This is a genomic window from Entomospira culicis, from assembly GCF_028748145.1.
GTDB classification, from domain to species: Bacteria; Spirochaetota; Spirochaetia; order WRBN01; family WRBN01; genus Entomospira; species Entomospira culicis.
In genome coordinates, this window is record NZ_CP118181.1 from 888,783 (window position 1) to 911,144 (window position 22,362).

Consider the following 22,362-nt stretch of genomic DNA (forward strand, 5'->3'; position numbering starts at 1 on the left):
AAATCGATAGGCAAAAATCTATTCACGGATAAATGTATAGTGATTATTGCTTCCTTTCTGTACACGATTAAAATAACTTGCACCATCAAAATCAAAGTAGATAGCATAGGTGATACCGCCACCGCCGTCGGTAATGCCCACCACCTCCACCAGCGTCTCGACCTCATCCAGCGGGATTTCAAAAGAGATCGGATCATGCGTAAGCGTATGTCGTGCAAATTCAACTCCATTCACCTTCACCAAGACCACATCGCCGTCCACCCCGGCATAATCCCAAAGCCACACTTTCGTTAGGGTCTCATCGCCTATATACGTTAGAGTGTAATCAAGATCTTTCATCTGATTGGTATCTTCTGGAAAGAGACGCGCACCAATCGCTAGCTCCTCCGAAAAGCCCTCGCGAATGGCCTCTTTAATTAAAGATGTGGAATAATCATACGTATCAACCATTGCTACAGAAGCAGGAGTTGTCGGGGAAGGGTGATGGGGTATTTTTGGGAAAAATATCCCATATAGTATAAAAGAAATACTAACCACCCAGACAATAAAGAATGTATTACTTCGAAAATTTTGATAACGATCTACAAATACATCCTCATAGCTATTACGAAAATTACCCATCAGCAGGGTGGAGTCGAATGTCTTCTCTATCTTCTGCCTCGATGCTTGCACTAAGCGTTTATTAAATTCCGTCATTATTCACCCTCTTTTAGCGCGAAAGGTTCTACAATACCAAAGGTATGCGCTGTCGCGTCATAGGCGATACGATGATTACACGAGCGTATAAACTCGTGCATATAAGAGTTTTCAATCACTGTCATAAGCTCTTTACGCATTAATTCCACCGAAAAAATCACCCCACCGATGCGTGTATCATGGATATTGACAATAATATGGTTCTGTGGAACAAGGGAAAAAACTTCATGCGCAATGGCTACAGCACAACTGCTTATATGTGTTAAGACTATACCATCATACTCCGCCAAATCCATCCCCGTTTCTACGACAGACAACCCATCTGACGATGCGCGCAACCGATAACTAGGTACCATCTCTTTAAAATCAACGCGTAACGTTCCCTCAAGACTAGGGCTATGTCCCGTATTTGCATTAAACGCAAGCTTACTGCCCTTAGCATATTCGGTAAAGATATTGGCATCATTGAGCACACGTAGTGCACTCTGCCCATCCATCGCTAACATCTTATCGGCAAGCACGTGGAGCTCTTCCCACAGCGCATAGTCGGCTTGATCAAGTTCGCGTGCCTTTTTTATCTGCCGAATAAGTTTTTCTTGCGATGCTTGTAAGGAAGACGGAAAGAGTTTATCAAAAAAACTAGGCTCATAACGCTGTGCCTCTACGCGCACACGATACTCCTCACGCCCGATGCCTGCAGGATTATAAGGCGCATTCAGCTTGGCGATATGTTGCCAGTCAATCACATCAACCACTCTACGATGCAATGTTATCAAGCCCCTTAGTTTCTGTTCATGCAATTGCACCCGTCGTCGTACATCAAGCTTAACTCGCTCAAGTCGACGCATCTCGGCCGCTAAACGCTCTTCTCGCTCACGCAAGAGACGAAGCTCGGGGTCTTCTGTCGCCGTGGAGCTACTGCTATACTGGTAGCTCGAACTAGAATAACTTGGGCGACTATAGGAACTATTAGAAGAACTTGTATAGCTACTACTGCTACTAAAACTACTTGGGCGACTGTACGAACTACTAGAAGAGCTCGTATAGCTACTACTTGGGCGACTACTGCTAGAGCTACTTACTCGGCTCGTACTACTGCTACTCGATCGACTACTACTGGAGCTAGAACTACGACTAGTGGTACTGCTGCTTCGGCTGCTGCTAGAGCTACTACTACGCCCTGTGGTGGCCGCGGAGAATCTTCTTTTTGCCAACTTTTTCATCGCCTAACTCCTAGGATAAATAACTATGTCGATAAATACGTAAAGAGAGAATACAACAAACGTATTCTCTCTTTCTACTGGGGAATCTCAAATTAAATAGAGAGTTTCCATTTATTATCTATGGAGGTAAAGGGAATCGAACCCTTCACATCCTGCTTGCAAAGCAGGCGCTCTACCAAATGAGCTATACCCCCGTACTAAACTATGTCTATATACTACCCGATTATCCAAAAAATGTCAAGTGGCCTTATCAAATTTACTAGACAAATTCCAAAAAATCGCACATAATTATAACTATGAATAGATATGATGATACCTTAAAGTTGATTAGACAGGCGCTCTTGCGTCATAAAATGAGCGCTTACATCTTTTTGTCCAGCGATCCGCACGCTAGCGAATATCTTGCCGATAGGTTTCAGGCGCGTGCCTTCTTCTCGCACTTTCACGGCTCGGCAGGAACATTTGTGGTAACCACCACCGAGGCTCTCCTGTGGTGCGATGGACGCTACCACCTCGAGGCTACCAAACTCTGCGACGATCTTGGCATGACCCTCATGAAGGATGGTTTGCCCCAAACGCCCTCTATCCTCGATTACCTCATCCAGCACCTCCCCGCAGATGCACGGATTGGTATCGACGCCCAGACCACGCCCACCACCCTCTTTAGCCAGTGGCAAAAGAGCCTCGCCACGCAGAAAAATATTCACCTTATCGGCGAGGTCGACCTCTATCAAGAGATTATCCCTACTCGCCCACCCCTACCCGCTCAGCCTATCTACCCCTTGCCCGAGCAGTATACCGGCGTATCAACCAAGCAAAAGCTACAAAGCCTTGCCGATATCTTGAAAAAAGAGCAGATTGCATCATACCTCATCTGTCCGCTAGATTCCCTTGCTTACATATTAAATCTGCGTGGGTCAGACGTAGAATTTAACCCCTTCTTTTATGGATATCTGCTTGTCCACGCCGATGCTACTGCCGACCTCTTCTGTGCCACAGAGGCGCTCACCCCAGAAGCACACGAAGCCATCAACCAAGCACCTATCACCATTCACCCCTATGAAACAATCGGTGCATATCTTCAAAATATCGATAAAAACACCATCTACAGCAGTGCACAACACCTAAACCACCATCTTTACCAACAAATTACAGCCAAACATACACTCAGCCTTGGACACGACTGGGTGCAACACCTCAAAATGATCAAAAATGAGACCGAAATTCACTGGCTCAAAACCCAGTATCGTCAAGACGGCGTAGCCTATGTGCGCTTTCTTAAACGGTTAGAGGATGGCGAATTCCACAGTGAATACGATGTTGTTTTAGCCCTCACCCAAGAGCGAGAAAAAGAGCATGCCTATCGTGGGGAGAGCTTTCCCAGCATTGTCGGCACGGCAAGCAACGGCGCGATTGTCCACTATCGCCCCACCCTCGACCATCACGCCCCGCTCACCGACGGACTCTTGGTCATCGATTCTGGTGCACACTACTGGGGTGCCACCACCGACATCACGCGCACACCTTGTATCGGAAAACCCTCGCTCATGGCAAAGTACGACTACACCATGGTGCTCAGAGCGCACATCGCCTTAGCTAGCACTCCCTTTCCCGAGTTTTCCACAGGCGCACAGCTCGATGGCATCACTCGCGCGCTCCTCTGGCGGGAAGGCATCAACTTTGGACACGGAACCGGTCACGGCGTTGGCGCGATGCTAAGCGTGCATGAAGAACCCTTCCGCATCAATAAGCTCAACACCATCCCCATTCGGGCTGGAATGACTATCAGTAACGAGCCGGGAATTTATCGCCAAGGCATCCACGGTGTACGTCTCGAAAATATCTACATCTCCCGCCCCAGCCATAAAGAGAATCTCTTCGATACCTTCCTTGAGTGGGAACCTCTCACCCTCGTGCCATTCCACACCCATGCCATCGAAAAGAGCCTCATGAACCCAGAGGAGATTGCTTGGGTAAATCTTTACCATAAAAAAGTTTATGATGAGCTATCTCCTCACTTAGATGCCGAGCATCAAGCCTTTCTCGCAAAATTAACCGCGCCCATTTAGCCTAACCCGATAAGCGCAAGTCCTTCTCTACATAGAGGAAGACTTGCGCTTATTTTTACGTTTCTATTGACAAGAACAAAAAGATCGTCTATCCTATAAGCAATTCTACATACAGAATCAATAGGAGTAACATAATATGATATTTATTACTGGAGCATCGGGATTGGTTGGCTGTGCCTTGGTTATGGAACTTTACGGGCAAGGGGTGCGAAGTATGCGCCTCTTAATTCATCGCAACAATCATATTAAGAGGCTTTTGCTAGATGAAGGGATTAACGATCTTAACATCGAATATGTGCAAGCATCCCTACAAGATAAAGAGGAACTACTCATTGTAATGCAAGGAGTTACGCATGTCTATCACTGTGCAGCGCTTATCTCTATCGTTCCGGGTGCTTACGAAAAACTCTATGCTGTCAATGTGCAGGGGCTACAAAACGTTATCGAGGCATCGATTGCTGTGGGCGTGAAAAAATTTATCCATATATCATCGGTAGAGGCGATTGGCTACCAAAAAGGAGAAAAAATTGTCGACGAAAGTGCTGGCTTTCGCCCCAATGACACCTTTATTCCTTATGGGAAGAGCAAAGCCATTGGCTCGATCAAAGCGCTAGAGTTAGCTAAATCCGCGAACTTACCCCTCGTGATTTTAGCACCTGCAGGCATTATCGGCCCCTACGACTACGGGCAGTCGCGCCTAGGTAGAGTGATCTGGGATAGCTATAACCACAAACTACCTGCCTATATCGATGGCGGATTCGACTTTGTAGACAGTCGCGATGTTGCGAAATTGGCAATTCACGCCATGCACCATGCACCCGCTTATGAACTCTATATTTGTAGCGGTACTCATGCGTCGTTGGAACAACTCATCGGTACGGTTACGACAAAAAAACCACCCAAACTCCCCATTACTGCGGCGAAACTCCTCGCGCTCTACTTTGAAATTGCCCATAAACTCGGCGGGCGCGACCCACTGATTACCTCAGGTTCGCTACGCATCACCCAATCGCACCTTAGTTACAACAGCAGTAAAGCAAAACGCAAACTTGATTGGCAAATCCGTCCATTAACAACCACCATTAAAGAGACATTGGCATGGTATAAAAAGCACTTTTCTTCTGAAAAAAGCTAAAACACGTTGTTCTATACTAATTTTTCCTGTATAATATAGATATTTATACTCTTATATGAAGGATTTTTTATGAAACAACCTATTTTATTTTTATTAAGCATCATTAGCCTGCTCGTTGTCAGCCATGCACAACCGCAGCCAGCAGGCGAGGATCGCCTCTACTCCCAAATGAATTTTCCCGAGGAATGGCACGCTTTACGTCAAGAATTTGCCCAAGAGTGGCTGGATATGCTCTACCTCTCTGGTGATTTGAGCAAAAAGAACGTAGCCAAAGAGTTAAGAACGACCTTCCCTGAATTTATCGAAGCGTATGACCTCTGGCAAGCTGGCGATGAAGAGATATATGATCTGTCCGTACCATTAATCGTGTTTGAGCAAATAAATGCTCTGCTCGCCCAAATGCCTATCAATCTCATCGATCCCGATCTCGTCCAAATAGCCCTGCTTAATTTGCTGGGGCGCGAGCACTATCTGGCACTCGAGGAACGAAATCTTCATCTCCCCGAAAATATCTTTGGGTTAGCTCTCTACACTGTATCGTTAGTTACGATGATTAATGAACACCATAAAGGAGATATGGATAAAATGCTTACCGATTGGCTAGAGCGTTATGGTTTGGATGATGAGTCCAGCGATGAAGAAAAATTTCGTATGCTCTTTCATCTGGGGTACACCTTTATTGAGACCTTTTTCGGTGGGGAGGCTTTCCTCTTTTGGACGTATGAAACCTTTTCAGAATATATCGAGATGGTTGCACAGATGATTGAGGAAGAAATCGCCGTCAATCTTGAAGATCTCTTTCCCTCACTAGAAGAGTAGCATAAAGAGAGCTCTCATACCGAGAGCTCTCTTTCTTTTTTTATTATAGAGAAAATTTAGCGCTTGTTGCGTAAGCAGTAATAGGCATCTTTACCTGGGTAGGTGGAGATCTCTTCCGTGTAGTTGAGCTCCTCTTCAATGCGAATCAAGCGGTTATACTTAGCAATACGATCAGAACGGCTCATCGAACCAGTCTTAATCTGACCCGCTTCCAATGCAACAACAAGATCAGCAATAAAGCTATCTTCGGTCTCGCCAGAACGGTGAGAGACAACAGCCGTGTAACCAGCCTTCTTAGCCATCTCTACAGCCTCAATAGTCTCGGTAACCGAACCGATTTGATTAACTTTAATTAAGATAGAGTTAGCAATGCCCTTATCAATACCCTCTTTGAGGATCTTAGAGTTGGTAACAAAGAGGTCATCACCCACCACCTGAACTTTATCGCCAATGGCATCGGTGAGCTTCTTCCAACCATCCCAGTCGCTCTCGGCAAGACCGTCTTCTAGGCTGATGATTGGGTACTTTTTAGCCCACTCTGCCCAGTAAGCAACCATCTCGTCGCTCGATAGCTCGCGCTTGTCGCTCTTGCTAAAGACATATTTTTTCTTTGCTTCATCATAGAATTCCGAGGCAGCAGGATCAAGGGCAATCATGAAATCTTTACCATGTCCATAAGTGTAACCGGCTTTCTCAATGGCCTTCATGATATACTCAGGGGCCTCTTCGTTACTCTTGAGGTTAGGAGCAAAACCACCCTCATCGCCCACGCTAGTAGCCAACCCTTCGGCGTGAAGGATATTCTTTAGCGAGTGGAAAACCTCTGCCATCATGCGTACCGCCTCTTTGAGGTTAGGCGCACCAACTGGCACAATCATGAACTCTTGGAAGTCGACCGAGTTATCGGCATGAGAACCACCATTGAGTACGTTTGCCATGGGTACAGGTAAAGTGCTGGCATGCGCGTTACCAAGGTAGCGATAGAGAGGAATCTGTAAATAATCGGCAGCCGCACAAGCTACAGCCATGGAGACACCCAAAATTGCATTAGCACCAAGCTTAGCCTTATTTTCGGTACCATCAAGCTTGATCATCAAGCGATCGATAGCAACTTGCTCTAGGGCATCAAGACCAATAATCTCATCTGCAATAATGTCATTAACATTCTCCACAGCCTTCTGTACACCCTTACCAAGGTAGCGACTCTTATCGCCATCGCGCAACTCTAGTGCCTCGCGGGTACCGGTGCTAGCACCAGAAGGAACGGCCGCACGACCAAAGCTACCATCTTCTAGGTGAACTTCCACTTCGATGGTGGGGTTTCCGCGTGAATCCAAAATCTCACGGGCATGAACCATAGCAATCATACTGCTCATAAATACTCTCCTCACGAAAAATTCAATTTATCTCTCTTATAGAATACCATTTTATCGAAAAATTAGCAAGGGATTAATCTAGGAAAAGAGGAATTATAACCATTTTTTCTAAAAATTATGCTAAAGTTTTCCCAAAAGCATCCGAAACGATTAAGGGTTAATGTGAATGGCGTTTGACCAATAGTTGTGCTCATAAAAATACTTCATCGGGTGCATCCATAACTCTCCTAAAATGAATTGCAACTGCGCAGGGGGGACAGAGATAAAAACACTACTCTGATAGCCACCTACCACAAGATCAGGGTAACTCATGACGAGTAGTTCAAAGGGAAAATTGACGTTAGGTAATTGCTCAAAGTTTAACTCCTGCATCAACGCCTCTTCAGCTTCGTTGCCGTAAGGTAAAGCCGGATGACCTTTAAAAAAGATCCGATGATCTGCCCCAAAAATCTCTACCAACTCGCGCATCTCTTGTTCAAAGTCAGCTGAGATACGTTTATTCTCCTTATCTGGGTTGCGCGAGTCCCAACTACCGATGATAATGAGCGGTTTTTTTGTCTCACCTTCAGGATAGAGTACACTGTCAAATTCTGCTTTATTAAAATTCATTAATTGCTCAAATTGCTTCTGCTCCTCCATATCTAATAAATTATAAAAGCGAAACATAGGTAACGGAAAGAAGTGTTGTTGATTGGCCACATAGGGGATAGGAAAAATCTCCGCATCATGAAAGAGCCAGTGGCGTGCATTATCATAAAGCAAGGTGGTGGCAAACAAATAATGTGGCCCATGATTGGTTACTTTTGTAATATCTTTCTGTGCCTGCTTCATGGCAGCCTGTGCCTTTCTCTTATCGTCTTGAAAGGTAGCCTTGAGTAGAAATTTACGCTGTATCCATTTTAACATATCTTTGATCTTAGAGTCGCCTGGATAAACCCAAACATACTTATTAAAGTATTCATTCAGGGTAAAAGAACCCTCGGATATAAAATCAACATGCAAGCGCTCTGTTGAGACACCTTTACTGATAAAGTAGTAATTCATCGCCCAGTAAGCCACATAGTCTGCCATGTAAACATGAAATACTGCATCAGGATTTTCTGCTAAAATACGATCAATAGCCTGTTCAAAAGCCCCATGATTCGCTTTTAGTACGGGAATAAAATCTTTCGATTTCGCATGAGGAATATCAGAAATATGCGGATCATCAATCCAAATAACATGTGCTGGTAGATAATCAAAGTTGAAATTCTCTGGTCGAACCGCCCACAAGATACTGGGTTTATCATGCAGTTGCATGTGCATGCCAGCGTAAATATTGGGCATCGTACCCCATAAAAAATAGACGACATAATCACCCTCGGGCATCAAGCTTGCACGCAGTACCTCATCGCTCATTAAGCTGGTATCAATATGCTGTGACTCTACCGTCTTATCACCATAGAGCCAAAGTCCTAATCCGCCGACAAAAGCAACCAAAACCACCGCATACCAGAATTTCTTTAGTTTACCCACTTAATCTCCCACCCCATATCTAAGAATCTCTATTATATTACCATAAATTTATATCTTTTGACAAGTCTGATATAAGAAAAAAGGAAAAGAAGAGATCCCCCTTTTCCTTTTTGTCTTCTAAATTATCTGCTAGTTACATTCGGGTAAAGAACATATACGCCTAAAGCTGGATCATAGTAATAGTCATTAAAGTCGTGTGGTGTGTCAAAACTAAACATACTTCGACCACCAGATACATCGATAATGTGCAGGTTAGGCCAGTAGCCCCAACTATACATTAAACTTAAACGTGGATCCGTTATCGACCCGATATGAAAGCGAAATTGTTGTGCGCTCGCCGACAAATAAGATGAGGTTGGATAACCACCCACGATTAAATCTGAGTAATGAAACATCAAAAATTCAAAGGGAAAGCGCGTGTTACTAGGAAAAATATGAATGCCTTTGTCCTGCATCCATTGACGCTCACTAGAACTACCTTCGGGTAACACCGGATGCCCCTTAAAGAAGTAGGTGTATTGATCACCAAAATGATCTAAAATCGCCTGCATTTCCGCCTCAAAATGCTCTGAGACAATAAGTCCCGAATCATTGGGGTTAGCGCGATATGCTCCGGCAATAATAATGGGGGTCTTAGTAGAACCATTAGGAAACAACACCTTGTCTATCTCTTTAGCATCAAAGAACATCAGCCTCTCTAAATTTGAACGCTGATAACTAGACAAACTATGGTACCAAGAAGAAAAAGGTAATTCTCGATGGTTAATACGGGACATAAAAGGAACTCCGTCGTACACCGCTCTCGAAATAAACCAAAATCGCCCGCTTAATTCATAGCCTAATGGTAGTTTTTCAGAATTCCACGTCCCCATACCTGATGGATTACTCGTAGCCGATCTGATAAAATCTCTGGCCTCCATACGATGTGCTTCAAATAAAGTTTCTGCTTGGGTGGCGTTTACCCGATAAAAATAACTGACGTTCGCCATATCATTTAAAATTTCAACAACCACTTGTTCCGGTTTAATCCCTTTACTAAAAATAAAGTAGGGCACCATCTCTAAAAAACCATCCGTTGCATAGACAGTGTATGTTGCATGAGGATTTTCTCGAAAGAGTTTATCTATTCTCTGCTCAAAAACGGTATACGTATTCTTAAGATCTCGCCCTAAATTATCCCCAGAATTCAAAAGAATTGACTCGAGTTTGCTGTCTTCGATAATCTCTACGTTTCTAGGTATATAGTTTGGATCAAATTGATAAACACGATTTGTCCATACGACGCTTGGCACATTGTGTGTTTGCCAATGCATGCCAGCTTGCATTGCCGGAGGCGAGCCAAATAGCATATAAATTGCATAATCGGTTTTTGGCATTAACTCCAATAAATTAAGCGAGCCACTAGGTGGTGGGGCTTGGGTTTTCGGATTACAGCTCACCACCATAATCAACGCTAAAAATACTCCACCCTTTTTTAAAAATTGAAACATAATAGAAATACTCCTCTTAGTTTTTTAAAGTATACAACACTCCCTATATTTTTTCAATACAAATTACTTAATTATTAAACAAATTATAATAATAGATAAACGCTACCCATATCCATTACTTTCTGCTATAATGTTGATAAATCTGTTAAGAAGGGGCAAACGATGCTACTATTTAGTTTGGGCGGAATCTTTTTGATTGGGGCGATAGCTTTGCTACTAAGCCAGAAGTTCAAGTTACCGGCAGTACTCGTATTATTGGTAAGTGGCATTTTGATAGCCCAGCTGTTGCCCAATCTTTTACCCAACGAGTTACTACAGATCAGTCCAGCTTTACGTAAATTTGCGCTTCTTATTATCCTTTTGCGGGTGGGATTAGACCTTGAATTGCGCGATCTTAAAGCTTTAGGTGCTACCACCCTCAAGCTAACGTTGCTCCCCGCCCTCTTTGAAATTGGTGCTTATCTCTTTTTAGCGCATCACTTTTTGGGGCTATCTCTGCTCGAATCCGCACTCTTGGGTACCGTTATCGCCGCCGTATCGCCAGCCATTATCGTTCCGCATATGCTACGCCTTATCCACAACAACAAAAAATCCAACCTCGCCAAGCTCATCATGAGCGCCGCTAGCCTCGATGATATCTTTGTCATTATTCTCTTTAGTGCGCTACTCACCATCGCACTGGGACAATCCCTCTCCCTCTTGGCAATAGGCAGCACCCTACTCCTCTCGATCCTCTTTGCACTCTTGATAGGCTACGGGCTTGCCACAATACTCAATATATTATATAAAAGATATGCTAAAATTCGCACTCAAAGCTTACTCATTATTATCGCGATCGCACTCTTGCTTGGTTCGCTGGAAGAGCTTATCCGTCTGCCATTTTCGGGCTTAATTGCTGTCATCTTCTTTGCTATTCAATTAGATCATGCCATCAAAATCGCTGTTAAGCAACCCTTTGCAACGCTTTGGCAATTTGCCCAAATTTGGCTCTTTGTCTTGGTGGGTGCACAACTGAACTTGAACATGCTCAACCAACAGCTAGCTCCCATGCTCTTCGTGATTATTCTCGCACTAGGGGTGCGTATTATTGGCGTGTTTGTTGCATTAATCAGAAGCAAATTCTCCGCCAAAGAGAAGCTCTTTTGCGCTATATCATATCTACCCAAAGCCACAGTACAAGCCTCCATCGGCGCGCTGGCACTAGAGGCAGGGCTCGCATCAGGAGAGTTGATCTTAACCATGGCAATCCTCGCCATCCTCCTCACCGCGCCCTTGGGTGCGATGTTCATGGAGTGGGGCGAGAAAAAACTGCTATCTTAAAGAGTATCTAAAAATGATCCTATTTACTCGTAAGCGCCACTACCATAATGGAGCTCATAGGAGTGCGAGTAGATCTCGATGATATTACCAAAAGGATCTTCCATATAGACCATTGCGTAAGGTTTGCTATCGGGATAGTAGTAGCGAATGGGCATGCGTTGCTTGCCACCTGCCTCGACGATGCGCTTTGCCAAGCCCTCGACATCGGGATCTTTAATACAAAAGTGAAATACACCATTTTGATAGGGACGAAATTCGCCTCGCGCCTCTTTGTTTTGCGGAAATTGAAAGAGCTCAATTCCAATGCCATCGACGGTGGAGAGGTGGGCAATATGAAAGTAATCGAATTTTTCACCAAAGACATCAATGCACATCTGACCAATCGCGGTAGAGGCATCCTCCAAAACCTTGGTTGGCTTCATCAACGTGTAAAAGCCCATCACCTCGGTATAAAATTGATACGCCTTATCAATATCAGGCACAGATAGCCCAATATGCGAGAAGGCTCTAGGGTATACAGCCATCATTTACTCCTTGTTGTGTAATAGATGCCATCAATATACCCTAATTACCTACTTTATACAAGGCGTAACGCAACCCTTAAGACTTGCCTCTGGATGATCTAAAAGTGTTCTCAACTGAATATAGTCATCTTTACTAAGAATCTTTTCATCACCATGAATCGTCATGAACCACTGCTCTAATCCATCAGATGGTTCCTTTACGCTCGCCCAAACCGAAGGTCTTTCCTCTTCCGAAAAAGAGAGCGCAAAACTCACCCCGATCAATAAAGAAGAGTACGAAATTGCAAGCGCTTTGGCGTAACCAATCGGCTTAAAAAAGCGATCATTAGCGCCCATTTTACGAGCCACATCGCGCCCCACACGTTGACAACTATCCTTTAAATAGACATTCGCAAAACGCTTCATAATTTTTTGTTGATACGCCTCATGACTTGCTCGATCAAATTGGTGTCGACGAATTAAAATTTCACCCGTCTCCGCCATAACTTGTTGCACAAATGCACGAATTCTTCCATCGTTGATACTCTGAGCAATTGTCTCTAAACCAAGAAGCGCCCCAGCATACGCAGTCACCGCATGCGAAGTATTCAACGTAAAGAGCTTGCGCTCGATAAAGGCCTCAAGGTTGTCGGTATAGACAATATCGCTGATCCCTAAATCCTCTTTTAACTGCGTTTTATCCACCACCCACTCGAAGAATTCCTCTACCATTACATCTAAAGTACTCTGATTCGCTGTACGCTCCATTGGCGGAACAATGCGATCGACAGCACTATTGGCGAAGGCAACCCACTCTTTGGCATAATTGATTTCGATATCAGTAAGGTGTGAAAAAATTTCGTCGCGTAAAGCATCGGTTGCACGAATCATGTTTTCACAAGCGATAACAGTTAGAAATTCCTCTTGATTATTTTTGGCGCGATGCCCGATAATCTTGGCAATTGCAGGAGCAATGTAAGGTAAAATATTGGGTCCTACCGCCGTAGTGATAAGATTAACCGTTAAGCCCTGTTCGATTAAAGCCTCTTCATGATGAGAGAGAATCCCCGATACGCCGTCCACCCGTACCCGTTGACGCGATTCGCCCACAATCTCCACATAGTAGGTCTTTTCCTTCTGAAGCGCGGTAATAAGTTCTTCATTCACATCGGCGAAGATGGTTTGATAGCCACCATCATAGAGGATTTTCCCAATAAATCCTCGCCCAATATTTCCTGCGCCAAAATGTAACGCTTTTTTCATCTCACTACTCTCCTTTTAGCTCTTTAATCAACTGATCATAAAACGCATGATTCATAAAGTTATTGAGCCTACGTACTGGAATTCGCCCCTCAACCTTTGCTTCGGCACGTGGTGCTAAATTCTCTTGCGTAATCACCAAATCCGCATCCATGGGGATAGCGTCAATCGCACTATTGGTTACCTCAATACCCGTAACTTCGGCAGCAGCCATTTTCTTTTTTAACAACGTAGCACCCACCGCACTCGATCCCATACCAGCATCGCAGGCAACAATGATCTTTTTAATCGCTTTGATGCTCGTACTCTCTGCAGATTTCTCGGTCTTAGCAGTACTCTTCATGCTCTCTTTTTGGGCTTGGGCTTGCGTAAAGGCATCATCGCCCATCTCTTTAGAATTAAACTTAACAATCGGCATCGCAATCACAAAACTCACCGCCGTAGCTGCAGTAACCGACAATAAAATACCAAGATGTGAACCCTTTGCCGCTACCGCCATAATCGCTAAGATACTACCAGGAGAGGCAACCGCCACTAGTCCACTATCAAAGAGAACATTGACAAAGATACCCGTAGCCCCACCTGCAATCACTGCCAAAAAGAGAGCAGGCATCATTAATACATAAGGGAAGTAGATCTCATGGATACCTCCCAAAAAGTGAATAATAATCGCCCCAGGAGCCGATGCTTTCGCGGCACCCTTGCCAAAAAGAGTATAGGCTAAGAGTACGCCTAAGCCAGGCCCTGGGTTCGTCTCGATAAGATAGAAGATTGACTTACCCACCTCGCGCACTTGCTCTGCACCCAAAGGCGTAAAAACACCATGATTCAGCGCATTGTTTAAGAAGAGAATTTTAGCTGGCTCTACCACGAGTGCAACAAGAGGCAGTAACCCCATATTAACGATACTAGCCACCAAAGCAGAGAGCGCATGCGCCACATTATCCATGACAGGACCAATCACGTAATAGGCAACAATCGCCAAGAGCGCACCAATAATGCCCGAGGAAAAGTTATTGATTAGCATCTCAAATCCAGCTCGTACCTTGCCGGCAATCGCCTTATCGAAAAGCTTAATCACATAACCACCTAAAGGTCCAGCAATCATTGCGCCCATAAACATCGGTGAGGGATACGCACCCACAATTACACCCAATGTAACAATCCCACCAACCACACCTCCTCGCGTGCCGGCAACCATCTGTCCACCTGTATAACCAATCAACAGTGGGAGCAAGTATTGCACCATCGGATCAACCAATGACGCTAACTGAGCATTAGGCAGCCACCCTGTAGGGATAAATAACATCGTAATGATACCCCACGCGATAAATGCTCCGATATTGGGCATTACCATTCCACTTAAAAAGCGTCCAAATTTTTGCACGCCAACTTTCATATCCATAGCTATTCTCTCCTATATAATTAAAGTCTTATTGATATAAAATTTGATCTTTATAGTCACTAAAAATACGATTATTATGTTCGCGCGTACCATCCATGTTTGCGCTAGCAAAGATAGGTAAAACTCGATCTTTTTCGCGCGGTAGACGCTCAGCAATCGCCAATAATAGCGAGTTGACAATTGCCGCGCCGACCACCGTAGAAGTAGGTGCAACCTTATGCCCACTACCTGGTAAAGTCATAGAGGCATCGCCGATCTCCCCATGGTTATCGATGACAATATCGGCAATCTCAAAGAGACGCTTACGACTTTCATGTCGTGAAGCAACACTTTTTGAGTAAGCAACGTTTGTAATCGCCACCACCTTCACGCCACGCTCTTTAGCAAATAAGACCAAATCGAGCATCACGGCATTACGCCCCGAGACTGAATGTGCAATTAACACATCACCCGCTTTAAAAGGGACATTTTGCGCGATAATTTTTCCAAATCCTGCTAAATTTTCCATATCAGATGTCTTAGTTACTGGTTTTACATCAAGCATGAGATTTTTATCAAAAACAGGGTTAATCAAGGCCAATCCACCGGCTCGATAGAACATCTCCTCAGTTAGAATACCCGCATGACTCGCGCCAAAAGCATAAATCAAGTGTTTTTCCGTAATTGCCTGCACAATTATCTGCGCAGCTACATCAATAGTATCATCCGTAGAGACCTGTGCCAAAAGCGATGTCAACTTTGTGATATAATCGTGTCGTAACATTAAAATACTCCTGCTAATAGATTTGCAATATAACCAAACAAGGAGAAGTCGTTACCACCGAAAATCATCATCCATGCAGCGATTGTCCCCTCAAAAATAGGAATCGAAAGAATCAACAAACCAACCATCACCAACGAGGCGACAAAGGTGCCAATAATTGCGCCACGTAAGCCACCTTGACCCTCGGCTAAAACCGCTGCCGTACCACACTCAAAGAAGGAAGTAACAACTAAAGGTAAGACCAAAAAGGAGACAATCCCCAAACTATTAACGACCAAAATAGCGATAGTAGAAGTAACCATCGCAACCATAAAGCCGATAATTACAGCATTTGGGCGATAGTTAAAGATAATCGGGCAATCGAGTGCGGGAATCGAATTAGGCACTAATTTTGCCGAAATTCCTTGAAAGGCGGGAAGAATTTGTTGGATCATCATTCTAACGCCCGACAGCATAATGGTAAGCCCCGCACCAAATTTAAGTGAATTCATAAAATTGAAGGTAAATAGACTCTGCCCAGCCTCAACCCCCATCACATCGCGCCCCAACCAAAGACCCACCACCGTATACACCAAAAAGAGTACCACCGTTCCAGCAATAGCAATCTCCTTAAAAAAGCCCATAAATGCAGGAATTTTTACATCCTCCGTAGATCGTGCGGGATTACCCACCACTTTGGCGATCAAGCTGGCAATGAGCGCCAAAAATCCGGCAGGATGCCCAATCGTAAAGCTACGATCGCCGGTAACCTTGGAGACAAAAGGGGTCAAAAGTGCCGGCATAACCACAAAGTATAGCGCCGATGCCATGCCGGCAAAAAGCGTAATCGACCAGCCAGACATACCATTCTCTACAGCAACCGCTACAAAAATATAAGGCATCCAAAAGAGCATGTGTCCAGTTAAAAAGATATGTTTAATCGGGGTAAAACGTGCCACGATAACATTAATAATAAAAGCTATCAACATCGCAAGTCCAATGCTGCCACCATATTCGGCAATCACATCAACGGTATCTACCACCGCATTTCCCTGCGTGCTAATGCTACTAAATGCACTCTGCAACGGTAAAATGGATGAGACGATAATATCCGTACCAAAGGTTAAAATGCTAACACCGATAGCAGTAAGCAAGGTACCTTTAATGACATCGCTAAAATTTTTGCGTTGCAAAAGCAATCCAAGCATGGCTATTAAGCCCAACAAAATAGCTGGCTGACGAAAAATATCATTAACCAATCGCTCCACAAAGAGTTGCATCTATGCGCCTCCTAAATAGGCATCAATCGCAGCTTCAACCTGCTTGGCATTCATAAATTGCTCTACGCCAAAAACCTTCACTGTCACCTTAGGCTCGAGCTCGGGAATAAATTGTGGCGAGGTAAAAATCGCATCTACCTGCATGCTCGGAGCTTGTGCGAGATCCGTATTATCCACATCTACATCGATACCTTTTGCCTTAAATGCCTTCTCTAATTGCATCTTCAATACCATAGAAGATCCCACGCCAAAGGCACATACGGCCAAAATTTTTCTCTTTTCACTCATCTTCTTTCTCCGTTAAGATAAATATAATCATAAAATCACTTCCTACGCATAAAATTAGGAGTAATTAATATCAACAACACAATACCCACCAAACCATATATGCCTACAGTTCCTAGTAGTTGTCCCACTTGTCCCAAAAGAATGCCAATCACCGCGAAGTCGACATCGCCAAAGGTAGTATTAGCAAAGCCAAGTGCACCAAGAACAGGGAGTAGCATCGCAGGTAAAAAGGCTAACAGTAAACCATTAACGAACGCGCCAATCATAGCTCCACGCTTACCACCCGTAGCATTACCGTAAATTCCTGCCGTAGCTCCACAGAAAAAGTGTGGCACCAATCCAGGAATAATCAACACCCAGCCCATTGCACCTAAGATAAACATGCCAATTACTCCACCTAAAAAGCTAAAGGCAAACCCGATAATCACTGCCGTTGGGGCATAAGGAAAGAAGACCGCGCAATCGACAGCAGCCACACTATTAGGAATCAACTTTTGACTAATCCCCTGAAACGCTGGTAGAAGATCAGCCACGATCATCCGTACGCCATTATAGACGATTGCTACGCCCACGGCAAATTTCAATGCCGACAAAAAGACAAAAATCACAGGATGTTGCCCTCCAGATAAACTCAAGACAAAGTCATACCCTGCAACCATCGCAGCAATACTATAAAAAACCACCATGGTAATCGCCGTAGAGAGGGTGGAATTGCGCAAAAATCCTAACTTTTCAGAAATCTTTAAATTCTCCGTACTCTGACTCTTATCGCCAATCTTCTCCCCAATAAAAGCCGACAAATAATATCCTAAGCTACCAAAGTGTCCCATCGCAATGCCATCACCATCGGTTGCCAACTCGGTATACTTCTGTCCAATCGCAGGCGAGATGGCGCTCCAAGCACCAAGGAAAAATCCGCCAATAAGGATCAGCTGGAAGCCACTCAAGCCAATCGTTGCCAACACTGCAGAGAGTAATGCTGCCATGAAAAAACTATGATGTCCCGTTAAAAAGATATATTTGTAACGCGTAAACCGTGCGATGAGGAGATTAAAAACCAATCCTGCAACTAAAATCGCCATGGTTTCCATGCCTAGCACGCTCTGCGCCGTAGCAACGATCGCCTCGTTATTAGGCACTACGCCCTTAATATGAAAACCTTTCTCGATCATTAGACCCAAAGCTTCCATATTCTCCACAATCACGGTTGCCCCAGCACCTAACATCAAATAGCCCAGAATCGGTCCCATGCTTCCCACCAGAACTTTATCCCACGACTTTCTACCAGCAATAAGACCAATCATCGCCACTAAGCCGAGAATCAAGGCGGGTTCACTCAAGATACTCTGTAATAAAAATAAAATACGCATCTTATGCTCCTTTTAATTGTTCCAACCATGAGGCGAGATCTTCTTCGATCTTTTTACGATTAATAAAACTACGTACTTCCAATACAGGTAATCCTTCCATTTGTTTCGTAAACTCTTTTACAGTAATGATATAATCAGCACCTTTGCTCTTTGCCAAATTATAATCACAATGCTCTACATCATGCGCAATACCATGTTCGTCTAAAATCGCCTCCACTACGCCTTTGAGCATTAGGGAGCTCCCCAACCCATTACTGCATACCGTCAAAATTTTGACTTTTTTACTCATTTATCTCCTCCTTTTGGATTAAATGTAAAATTTCTTCTCTTGAGGACACTTTTTTTAGCGCCCCAAACCAATCATCCTGATCAATTTTGTCAATAAATTCCGCAATTGCCACCAAGTGCGACTCCTCATCTTTGGGAACCAGCATCAACAAAACCCACACAAAATCTTCATGAGAGAAAGCAATCGGCTCTTCCAAAATCAACAAACTTAGCGCCAATTCGCCACCGCCCACTTTAACGCTCGCATGAGGTAGTGCAAAGCCCTCTTTCAACACGATATAAGGTCCATACTTATGGACATTCCTGATCGCTTCATCAAGGTAGGCGAAGGGAATGATCTCTCGTGCCAAAAGAGGCTCTGCAACAAGTCTAATCGCCTCTTCCCAGTTAGATACCGATGGTACATACTGAATATGCTCTATCGGCAAGAGCGCTTTAAGCGTATAGTTTCGACTATCCTGCATCGGAACTAGATGATGGGTCTTAATATAGGCCTCGATGCACTCACTGTAGACCTTCTCGCCCAGAAATCCTCGCAAAAAGTGCTGAAATTGATTACCATCTTGCAAAAAATCTATCTGCCAGTCTAAAAGAGACAAAATACGGCTCACCTGTTGTGCTGTTAAGATCGGCGAGACCACCAATTGTTGCGCACGCGTGGTAAGCGAAAGTGAACTCGTGGAGAGAATCAGATCGACCTCATCCATCAAAGAAGAAGGCGTGATGCTCCCACAAACCACCATGCCCTCGCCTATACCCAAGGCATAAAGCTGTTGACGAATCAGCTGGGCAATGGCAATGCCCTCGTAACAGACGACCAAAATGCGCGCAGGACGCTCCTCCAATTGCACATCTTCCTGCATACTTAGGAGCAAAATGGTAAGGTAGCTCGACTCCTGTTCAATTAAATATGGGCGTGAAAAATATGACTCAAAGATCAATTTCACCAACGCAAAAGGCTGGGCATAACGCTCTTTAATTTCGGCATAAAGCGGATTTTCTAAAAGAATTCCCAATTTATCGCGATAAAATGTCGCCTTTAAATGTTGGCTCAAGGTCGTGATAAGTGCTTCATCTTGATACTCTTGCTGGAAAATGGTACGAAAAGCCGTTACCAGCTTGTGGCTCATCTCCTTAAGCATGGCTAAAGAGGGATGCAATGTTGACTCAGGAAAGCGAAAAAAGCTACTAATCACTAGCGTAGCATAAACAGACTCAACCTCTTCTGTGAAATTAAAATAAGTCGAGATTTTTTCATACAAAGGTAGCAATCCGCTCCACTCCAGCGCCGTCAATGGATTTGCCACATACTCGCCACCGGCCACCCGCACCGACTGTAAATGAAGCGCTAAATACGCCACATCCAACGCTAACGCCGAACTCTGTTGAATCTCGGCAAAGAGAGCCTGATAGTGAGAAGGTTGCCAAAAAGGCATTGCCTGTAATTGTGCTGTATAAGGCGCTAAAAAATGGATACAAAAGGCACGAATCGCTAACTCATCACCCACAAAACGATACTGAATTTTATCATAAATTAAATCTAACCCACTCTCGGCAAGCATCGCCCGAAGCTCTTGGATGTCATGTAACAGCGTCGTACGACTGACCATCAATTGTTGTGCTAACTTATCCATTGTTAAAGATTTGTTCATTAATAATTCGACCAAAAGCAACGCCTGACGCTCTCTAGGAAGCGTCGCATTGAGCCTCTTCTTATCATGAAAGAGCTCAAAAATAATCATCTGCGTGGAGTGGCTCTGCTCCTTTACAATCGAAAGCCCCTTACGACTGCGTTGCACGCGTCCCATTTTACGTTGTTTAAGCCAAGTCTCAATCCAATAGAGATCCTCATAAATCGTCTGACGACTCACCTGCATCAACTTTGCCAGTGAAGTTACCGTCGAGATGCCTTCGTAGAGGAGATTCTGAATGATTTCTGCTTGCCGTTTATGTAACATCACTTTACCTAATTTCATTGTAACGGGCAATCACATTTTACGCAAGCGCAATCTACTTGACACTCCTATGTCAACCTTTTCAAAGAAAAAGTCCCGTGCAAAAATAACAGAAAGAGCACCTCCGAAGAAGTGCTCTTTTCACAAATCTTATCAAGAGAAATATTAAACGTCAATCTCTTTAAAGTACTTGTAAGTTGCGACTTGCAGACGATCGCATGCCGACTCATCGCAGAGAATCAATGCGTGGTTGTGCATCTGTAAGACACTAGCTGTCCACCAGTGGCTTACCGCTCCTTCGACAATACGGGCAAGTGCTTCCGCCTTATTATGTCCCGTAACCAAGAGCAATACCTCCCGACTATCGGTTACCGTAGCAACGCCCATGGTAAGTGCGTGGGTGGGAACTTTGCTAATATCGTTATCGAAAAAGCGACTATTAGCAACACGTGTCTCGTGTAAAAGAGGTTGCTTACGCGTACGGCTAGTGAGGCTCGAACCCGGTTCGTTAAAGGCGATATGCCCATCAATACCAATTCCTCCGATGATCAGCTCCATCCCGCCAAAGTCTCGAATTTTCTGCTCGTAATCGGCACACTCTTTGGCTAAGTCGCTGGCATTACCGTTAAGAATATGCACTTGCTCCTTCTTTACATCGATATGATCAAAAAGGTGTCGCCACATAAACGAGTAGTAGCTCTCGGGGTGCGACTGAGGCAGTCCCACATACTCATCCATATTAAAAGTAACCACATGAGCAAAACTCACCTTACCTGCCTTGTGTAGCTCAATAAGAGCCTGATAGGTGGGGATGGGGGTACTACCCGTGGCTAGTCCTAAGACAAAAGGACGATCGGCAGTGGGCTTAAAGTCGTTAATGCGCTTGGCGATATACTGGGCAACCCAAGTACCTACGGCTTTGTCATCTGCTTTGATTTTAACTTGCATCTTCTGCTCCTTAAAAATAAAATTTATGTGATTTTCCTATTTTTATTAGCGCAGTAACGCATAAGCCTCATCGATGCTTTGTGCCTCACCTAGCTGTTCAAGCCACGCATCGTCGTCTAGCTTTTCCACCAAGTCGACCATCGCCCCCATATGCGCATTGGCATCTACCGACGCTAATAAGATCATCACTTTTACCGCATCTGCAGGATCGTCGGAAAATTTTACCGCCTGACGTGTAATCAGTAAACTCATGCAAGTCTCTTTCACATTTTCTTCACCGGCTTGGGCATGAGGCAAGGCGAAACCTTCTTTCAATATAATATAAGGGCCATTTTCATTGATGTTACGGATCACGTTCTCTAAATAAGATGGCATAATGAGTCCCTGCTGAAGGAGTGGCGCGCCTGCCATGTTGACGGCATCTACCCAATCCGCTGCCTGTTCGATAATTTGAATTCGCTCTTTAGTGATGAATTTCTGTAGCATCCTTGTCTACCCCTCTTGTCCATAGTAAGAAGTATCTACTCCTCAATCTATTTTAAGCCATTCTTCAACAAATTGCAACCACTATTGTCCTAGCATATACAAAAAATAAAACATTTCTTCATCCTTAGCGAGATACTTTGTCTATTTAGACCCAACTTTATGCCTTTACAAGAAAGTATCCTAGGATATAATAT

General features: G+C 44.2%; 20 protein-coding genes and 1 tRNA gene. 4 read left to right on the plus strand and 17 right to left on the minus strand.

Annotated features, from left to right (window positions below; all coding sequences use genetic code 11):
• Positions 1–18 precede the first annotated feature (18 nt).
• The 3 genes from PVA46_RS04250 to PVA46_RS04260 all read right to left on the minus strand — a co-directional run bounded on the left by PVA46_RS04250 (position 19) and on the right by PVA46_RS04260 (position 2,113).
• A complete protein-coding gene (locus PVA46_RS04250) occupies positions 19–696 on the minus strand; it encodes a hypothetical protein (protein ID WP_167695515.1) in 678 nt (225 codons plus the stop codon).
• Complete coding sequence (locus tag PVA46_RS04255; protein WP_167695516.1) at positions 696–1,919, minus strand: hypothetical protein; 1,224 nt, start codon at positions 1,917–1,919, stop codon at positions 696–698. Before PVA46_RS04255 ends, PVA46_RS04250 begins: the two co-directional genes overlap by 1 nt.
• Before the next feature lie 121 nt (positions 1,920–2,040).
• Positions 2,041–2,113: transfer RNA gene (locus PVA46_RS04260), tRNA-Ala, on the minus strand.
• Between the two features lie 102 nt (positions 2,114–2,215).
• On the opposite strand from PVA46_RS04260, the gene PVA46_RS04265 reads away from it, so the two are divergent.
• The 3 genes from PVA46_RS04265 (at position 2,216) to PVA46_RS04275 (ending at position 5,942) form a co-directional block, all read left to right on the plus strand.
• A complete protein-coding gene (locus PVA46_RS04265; RefSeq protein WP_167695517.1) occupies positions 2,216–3,988 on the plus strand; it encodes an aminopeptidase P family protein in 1,773 nt (590 codons plus the stop codon).
• Between the two features lie 136 nt (positions 3,989–4,124).
• Complete coding sequence (locus tag PVA46_RS04270; protein WP_167695518.1) at positions 4,125–5,123, plus strand: NAD-dependent epimerase/dehydratase family protein; 999 nt, start codon at positions 4,125–4,127, stop codon at positions 5,121–5,123.
• Between the two features lie 69 nt (positions 5,124–5,192).
• The gene (locus PVA46_RS04275; protein WP_167695519.1) at positions 5,193–5,942 is read left to right on the plus strand and encodes a hypothetical protein; all 750 of its coding nucleotides are present in this window, start codon (positions 5,193–5,195) and stop codon (positions 5,940–5,942) included.
• Positions 5,943–5,998: 56 nt separating this feature from the next.
• On the opposite strand, the gene eno is transcribed toward PVA46_RS04275, so the two are convergent.
• The 3 genes from eno to PVA46_RS04290 all read right to left on the minus strand — a co-directional run bounded on the left by eno (position 5,999) and on the right by PVA46_RS04290 (position 10,323).
• On the minus strand, positions 5,999–7,318 hold the full coding sequence (gene eno, locus PVA46_RS04280; RefSeq protein WP_167695520.1) for a phosphopyruvate hydratase: 1,320 nt from the start codon (positions 7,316–7,318) through the stop codon (positions 5,999–6,001).
• 150 nt (positions 7,319–7,468) lie between these two features.
• Complete coding sequence (locus tag PVA46_RS04285) at positions 7,469–8,833, minus strand: hypothetical protein (RefSeq protein ID WP_167695521.1); 1,365 nt, start codon at positions 8,831–8,833, stop codon at positions 7,469–7,471.
• Between the two features lie 122 nt (positions 8,834–8,955).
• Positions 8,956–10,323, minus strand: a complete 1,368-nt coding sequence (locus PVA46_RS04290) for a hypothetical protein (RefSeq protein WP_167695522.1) — start codon at positions 10,321–10,323, stop codon at positions 8,956–8,958.
• Positions 10,324–10,485: 162 nt separating this feature from the next.
• On the opposite strand from PVA46_RS04290, the gene PVA46_RS04295 reads away from it, so the two are divergent.
• On the plus strand, positions 10,486–11,643 hold the full coding sequence (locus PVA46_RS04295) for a cation:proton antiporter domain-containing protein (protein WP_167695523.1): 1,158 nt from the start codon (positions 10,486–10,488) through the stop codon (positions 11,641–11,643).
• Positions 11,644–11,666: 23 nt separating this feature from the next.
• On the opposite strand, the gene PVA46_RS04300 is transcribed toward PVA46_RS04295, so the two are convergent.
• The 11 genes from PVA46_RS04300 to PVA46_RS04350 form a co-directional block, all read right to left on the minus strand.
• A complete protein-coding gene (locus PVA46_RS04300; protein ID WP_167695524.1) occupies positions 11,667–12,170 on the minus strand; it encodes a lactoylglutathione lyase family protein in 504 nt (167 codons plus the stop codon).
• Between the two features lie 45 nt (positions 12,171–12,215).
• Positions 12,216–13,409, minus strand: a complete 1,194-nt coding sequence (locus tag PVA46_RS04305) for a mannitol-1-phosphate 5-dehydrogenase (RefSeq protein ID WP_167695525.1) — start codon at positions 13,407–13,409, stop codon at positions 12,216–12,218.
• A 4-nt stretch (positions 13,410–13,413) separates the two neighbouring features.
• Positions 13,414–14,811, minus strand: a complete 1,398-nt coding sequence (locus tag PVA46_RS04310) for a PTS mannitol transporter subunit IIBC (RefSeq protein ID WP_167695526.1) — start codon at positions 14,809–14,811, stop codon at positions 13,414–13,416.
• Between the two features lie 28 nt (positions 14,812–14,839).
• Complete coding sequence (locus tag PVA46_RS04315; protein ID WP_167695527.1) at positions 14,840–15,574, minus strand: sugar isomerase domain-containing protein; 735 nt, start codon at positions 15,572–15,574, stop codon at positions 14,840–14,842.
• Entirely contained in the window at positions 15,574–16,833 is a 1,260-nt protein-coding gene (locus tag PVA46_RS04320; protein ID WP_212603847.1) for a PTS ascorbate transporter subunit IIC, read from the minus strand. Before PVA46_RS04320 ends, PVA46_RS04315 begins: the two co-directional genes overlap by 1 nt.
• Positions 16,834–17,121 carry a PTS sugar transporter subunit IIB gene (locus tag PVA46_RS04325; RefSeq protein ID WP_167695528.1) on the minus strand — a complete coding sequence of 96 codons (288 nt, stop codon included), beginning with the start codon at positions 17,119–17,121 and terminating at the stop codon, positions 16,834–16,836.
• A 35-nt stretch (positions 17,122–17,156) separates the two neighbouring features.
• Positions 17,157–18,491, minus strand: coding sequence for a PTS ascorbate transporter subunit IIC (locus PVA46_RS04330; RefSeq protein WP_167695529.1), 1,335 nt, complete (start codon positions 18,489–18,491; stop codon positions 17,157–17,159).
• 1 nt (position 18,492) lies between these two features.
• Positions 18,493–18,780, minus strand: coding sequence for a PTS sugar transporter subunit IIB (locus PVA46_RS04335; protein WP_167695530.1), 288 nt, complete (start codon positions 18,778–18,780; stop codon positions 18,493–18,495).
• On the minus strand, positions 18,773–20,737 hold the full coding sequence (locus PVA46_RS04340) for a BglG family transcription antiterminator (RefSeq protein WP_167695531.1): 1,965 nt from the start codon (positions 20,735–20,737) through the stop codon (positions 18,773–18,775). Before PVA46_RS04340 ends, PVA46_RS04335 begins: the two co-directional genes overlap by 8 nt.
• A gap of 162 nt (positions 20,738–20,899) precedes the next feature.
• Positions 20,900–21,682 (minus strand): glucosamine-6-phosphate deaminase, encoded by a 783-nt coding sequence (gene nagB / locus PVA46_RS04345; RefSeq protein ID WP_167695532.1) that lies wholly within the window; start codon positions 21,680–21,682, stop codon positions 20,900–20,902.
• Between the two features lie 45 nt (positions 21,683–21,727).
• Positions 21,728–22,168, minus strand: coding sequence for a PTS sugar transporter subunit IIA (locus PVA46_RS04350; protein WP_167695533.1), 441 nt, complete (start codon positions 22,166–22,168; stop codon positions 21,728–21,730).
• Positions 22,169–22,362: the final 194 nt, after the last annotated feature.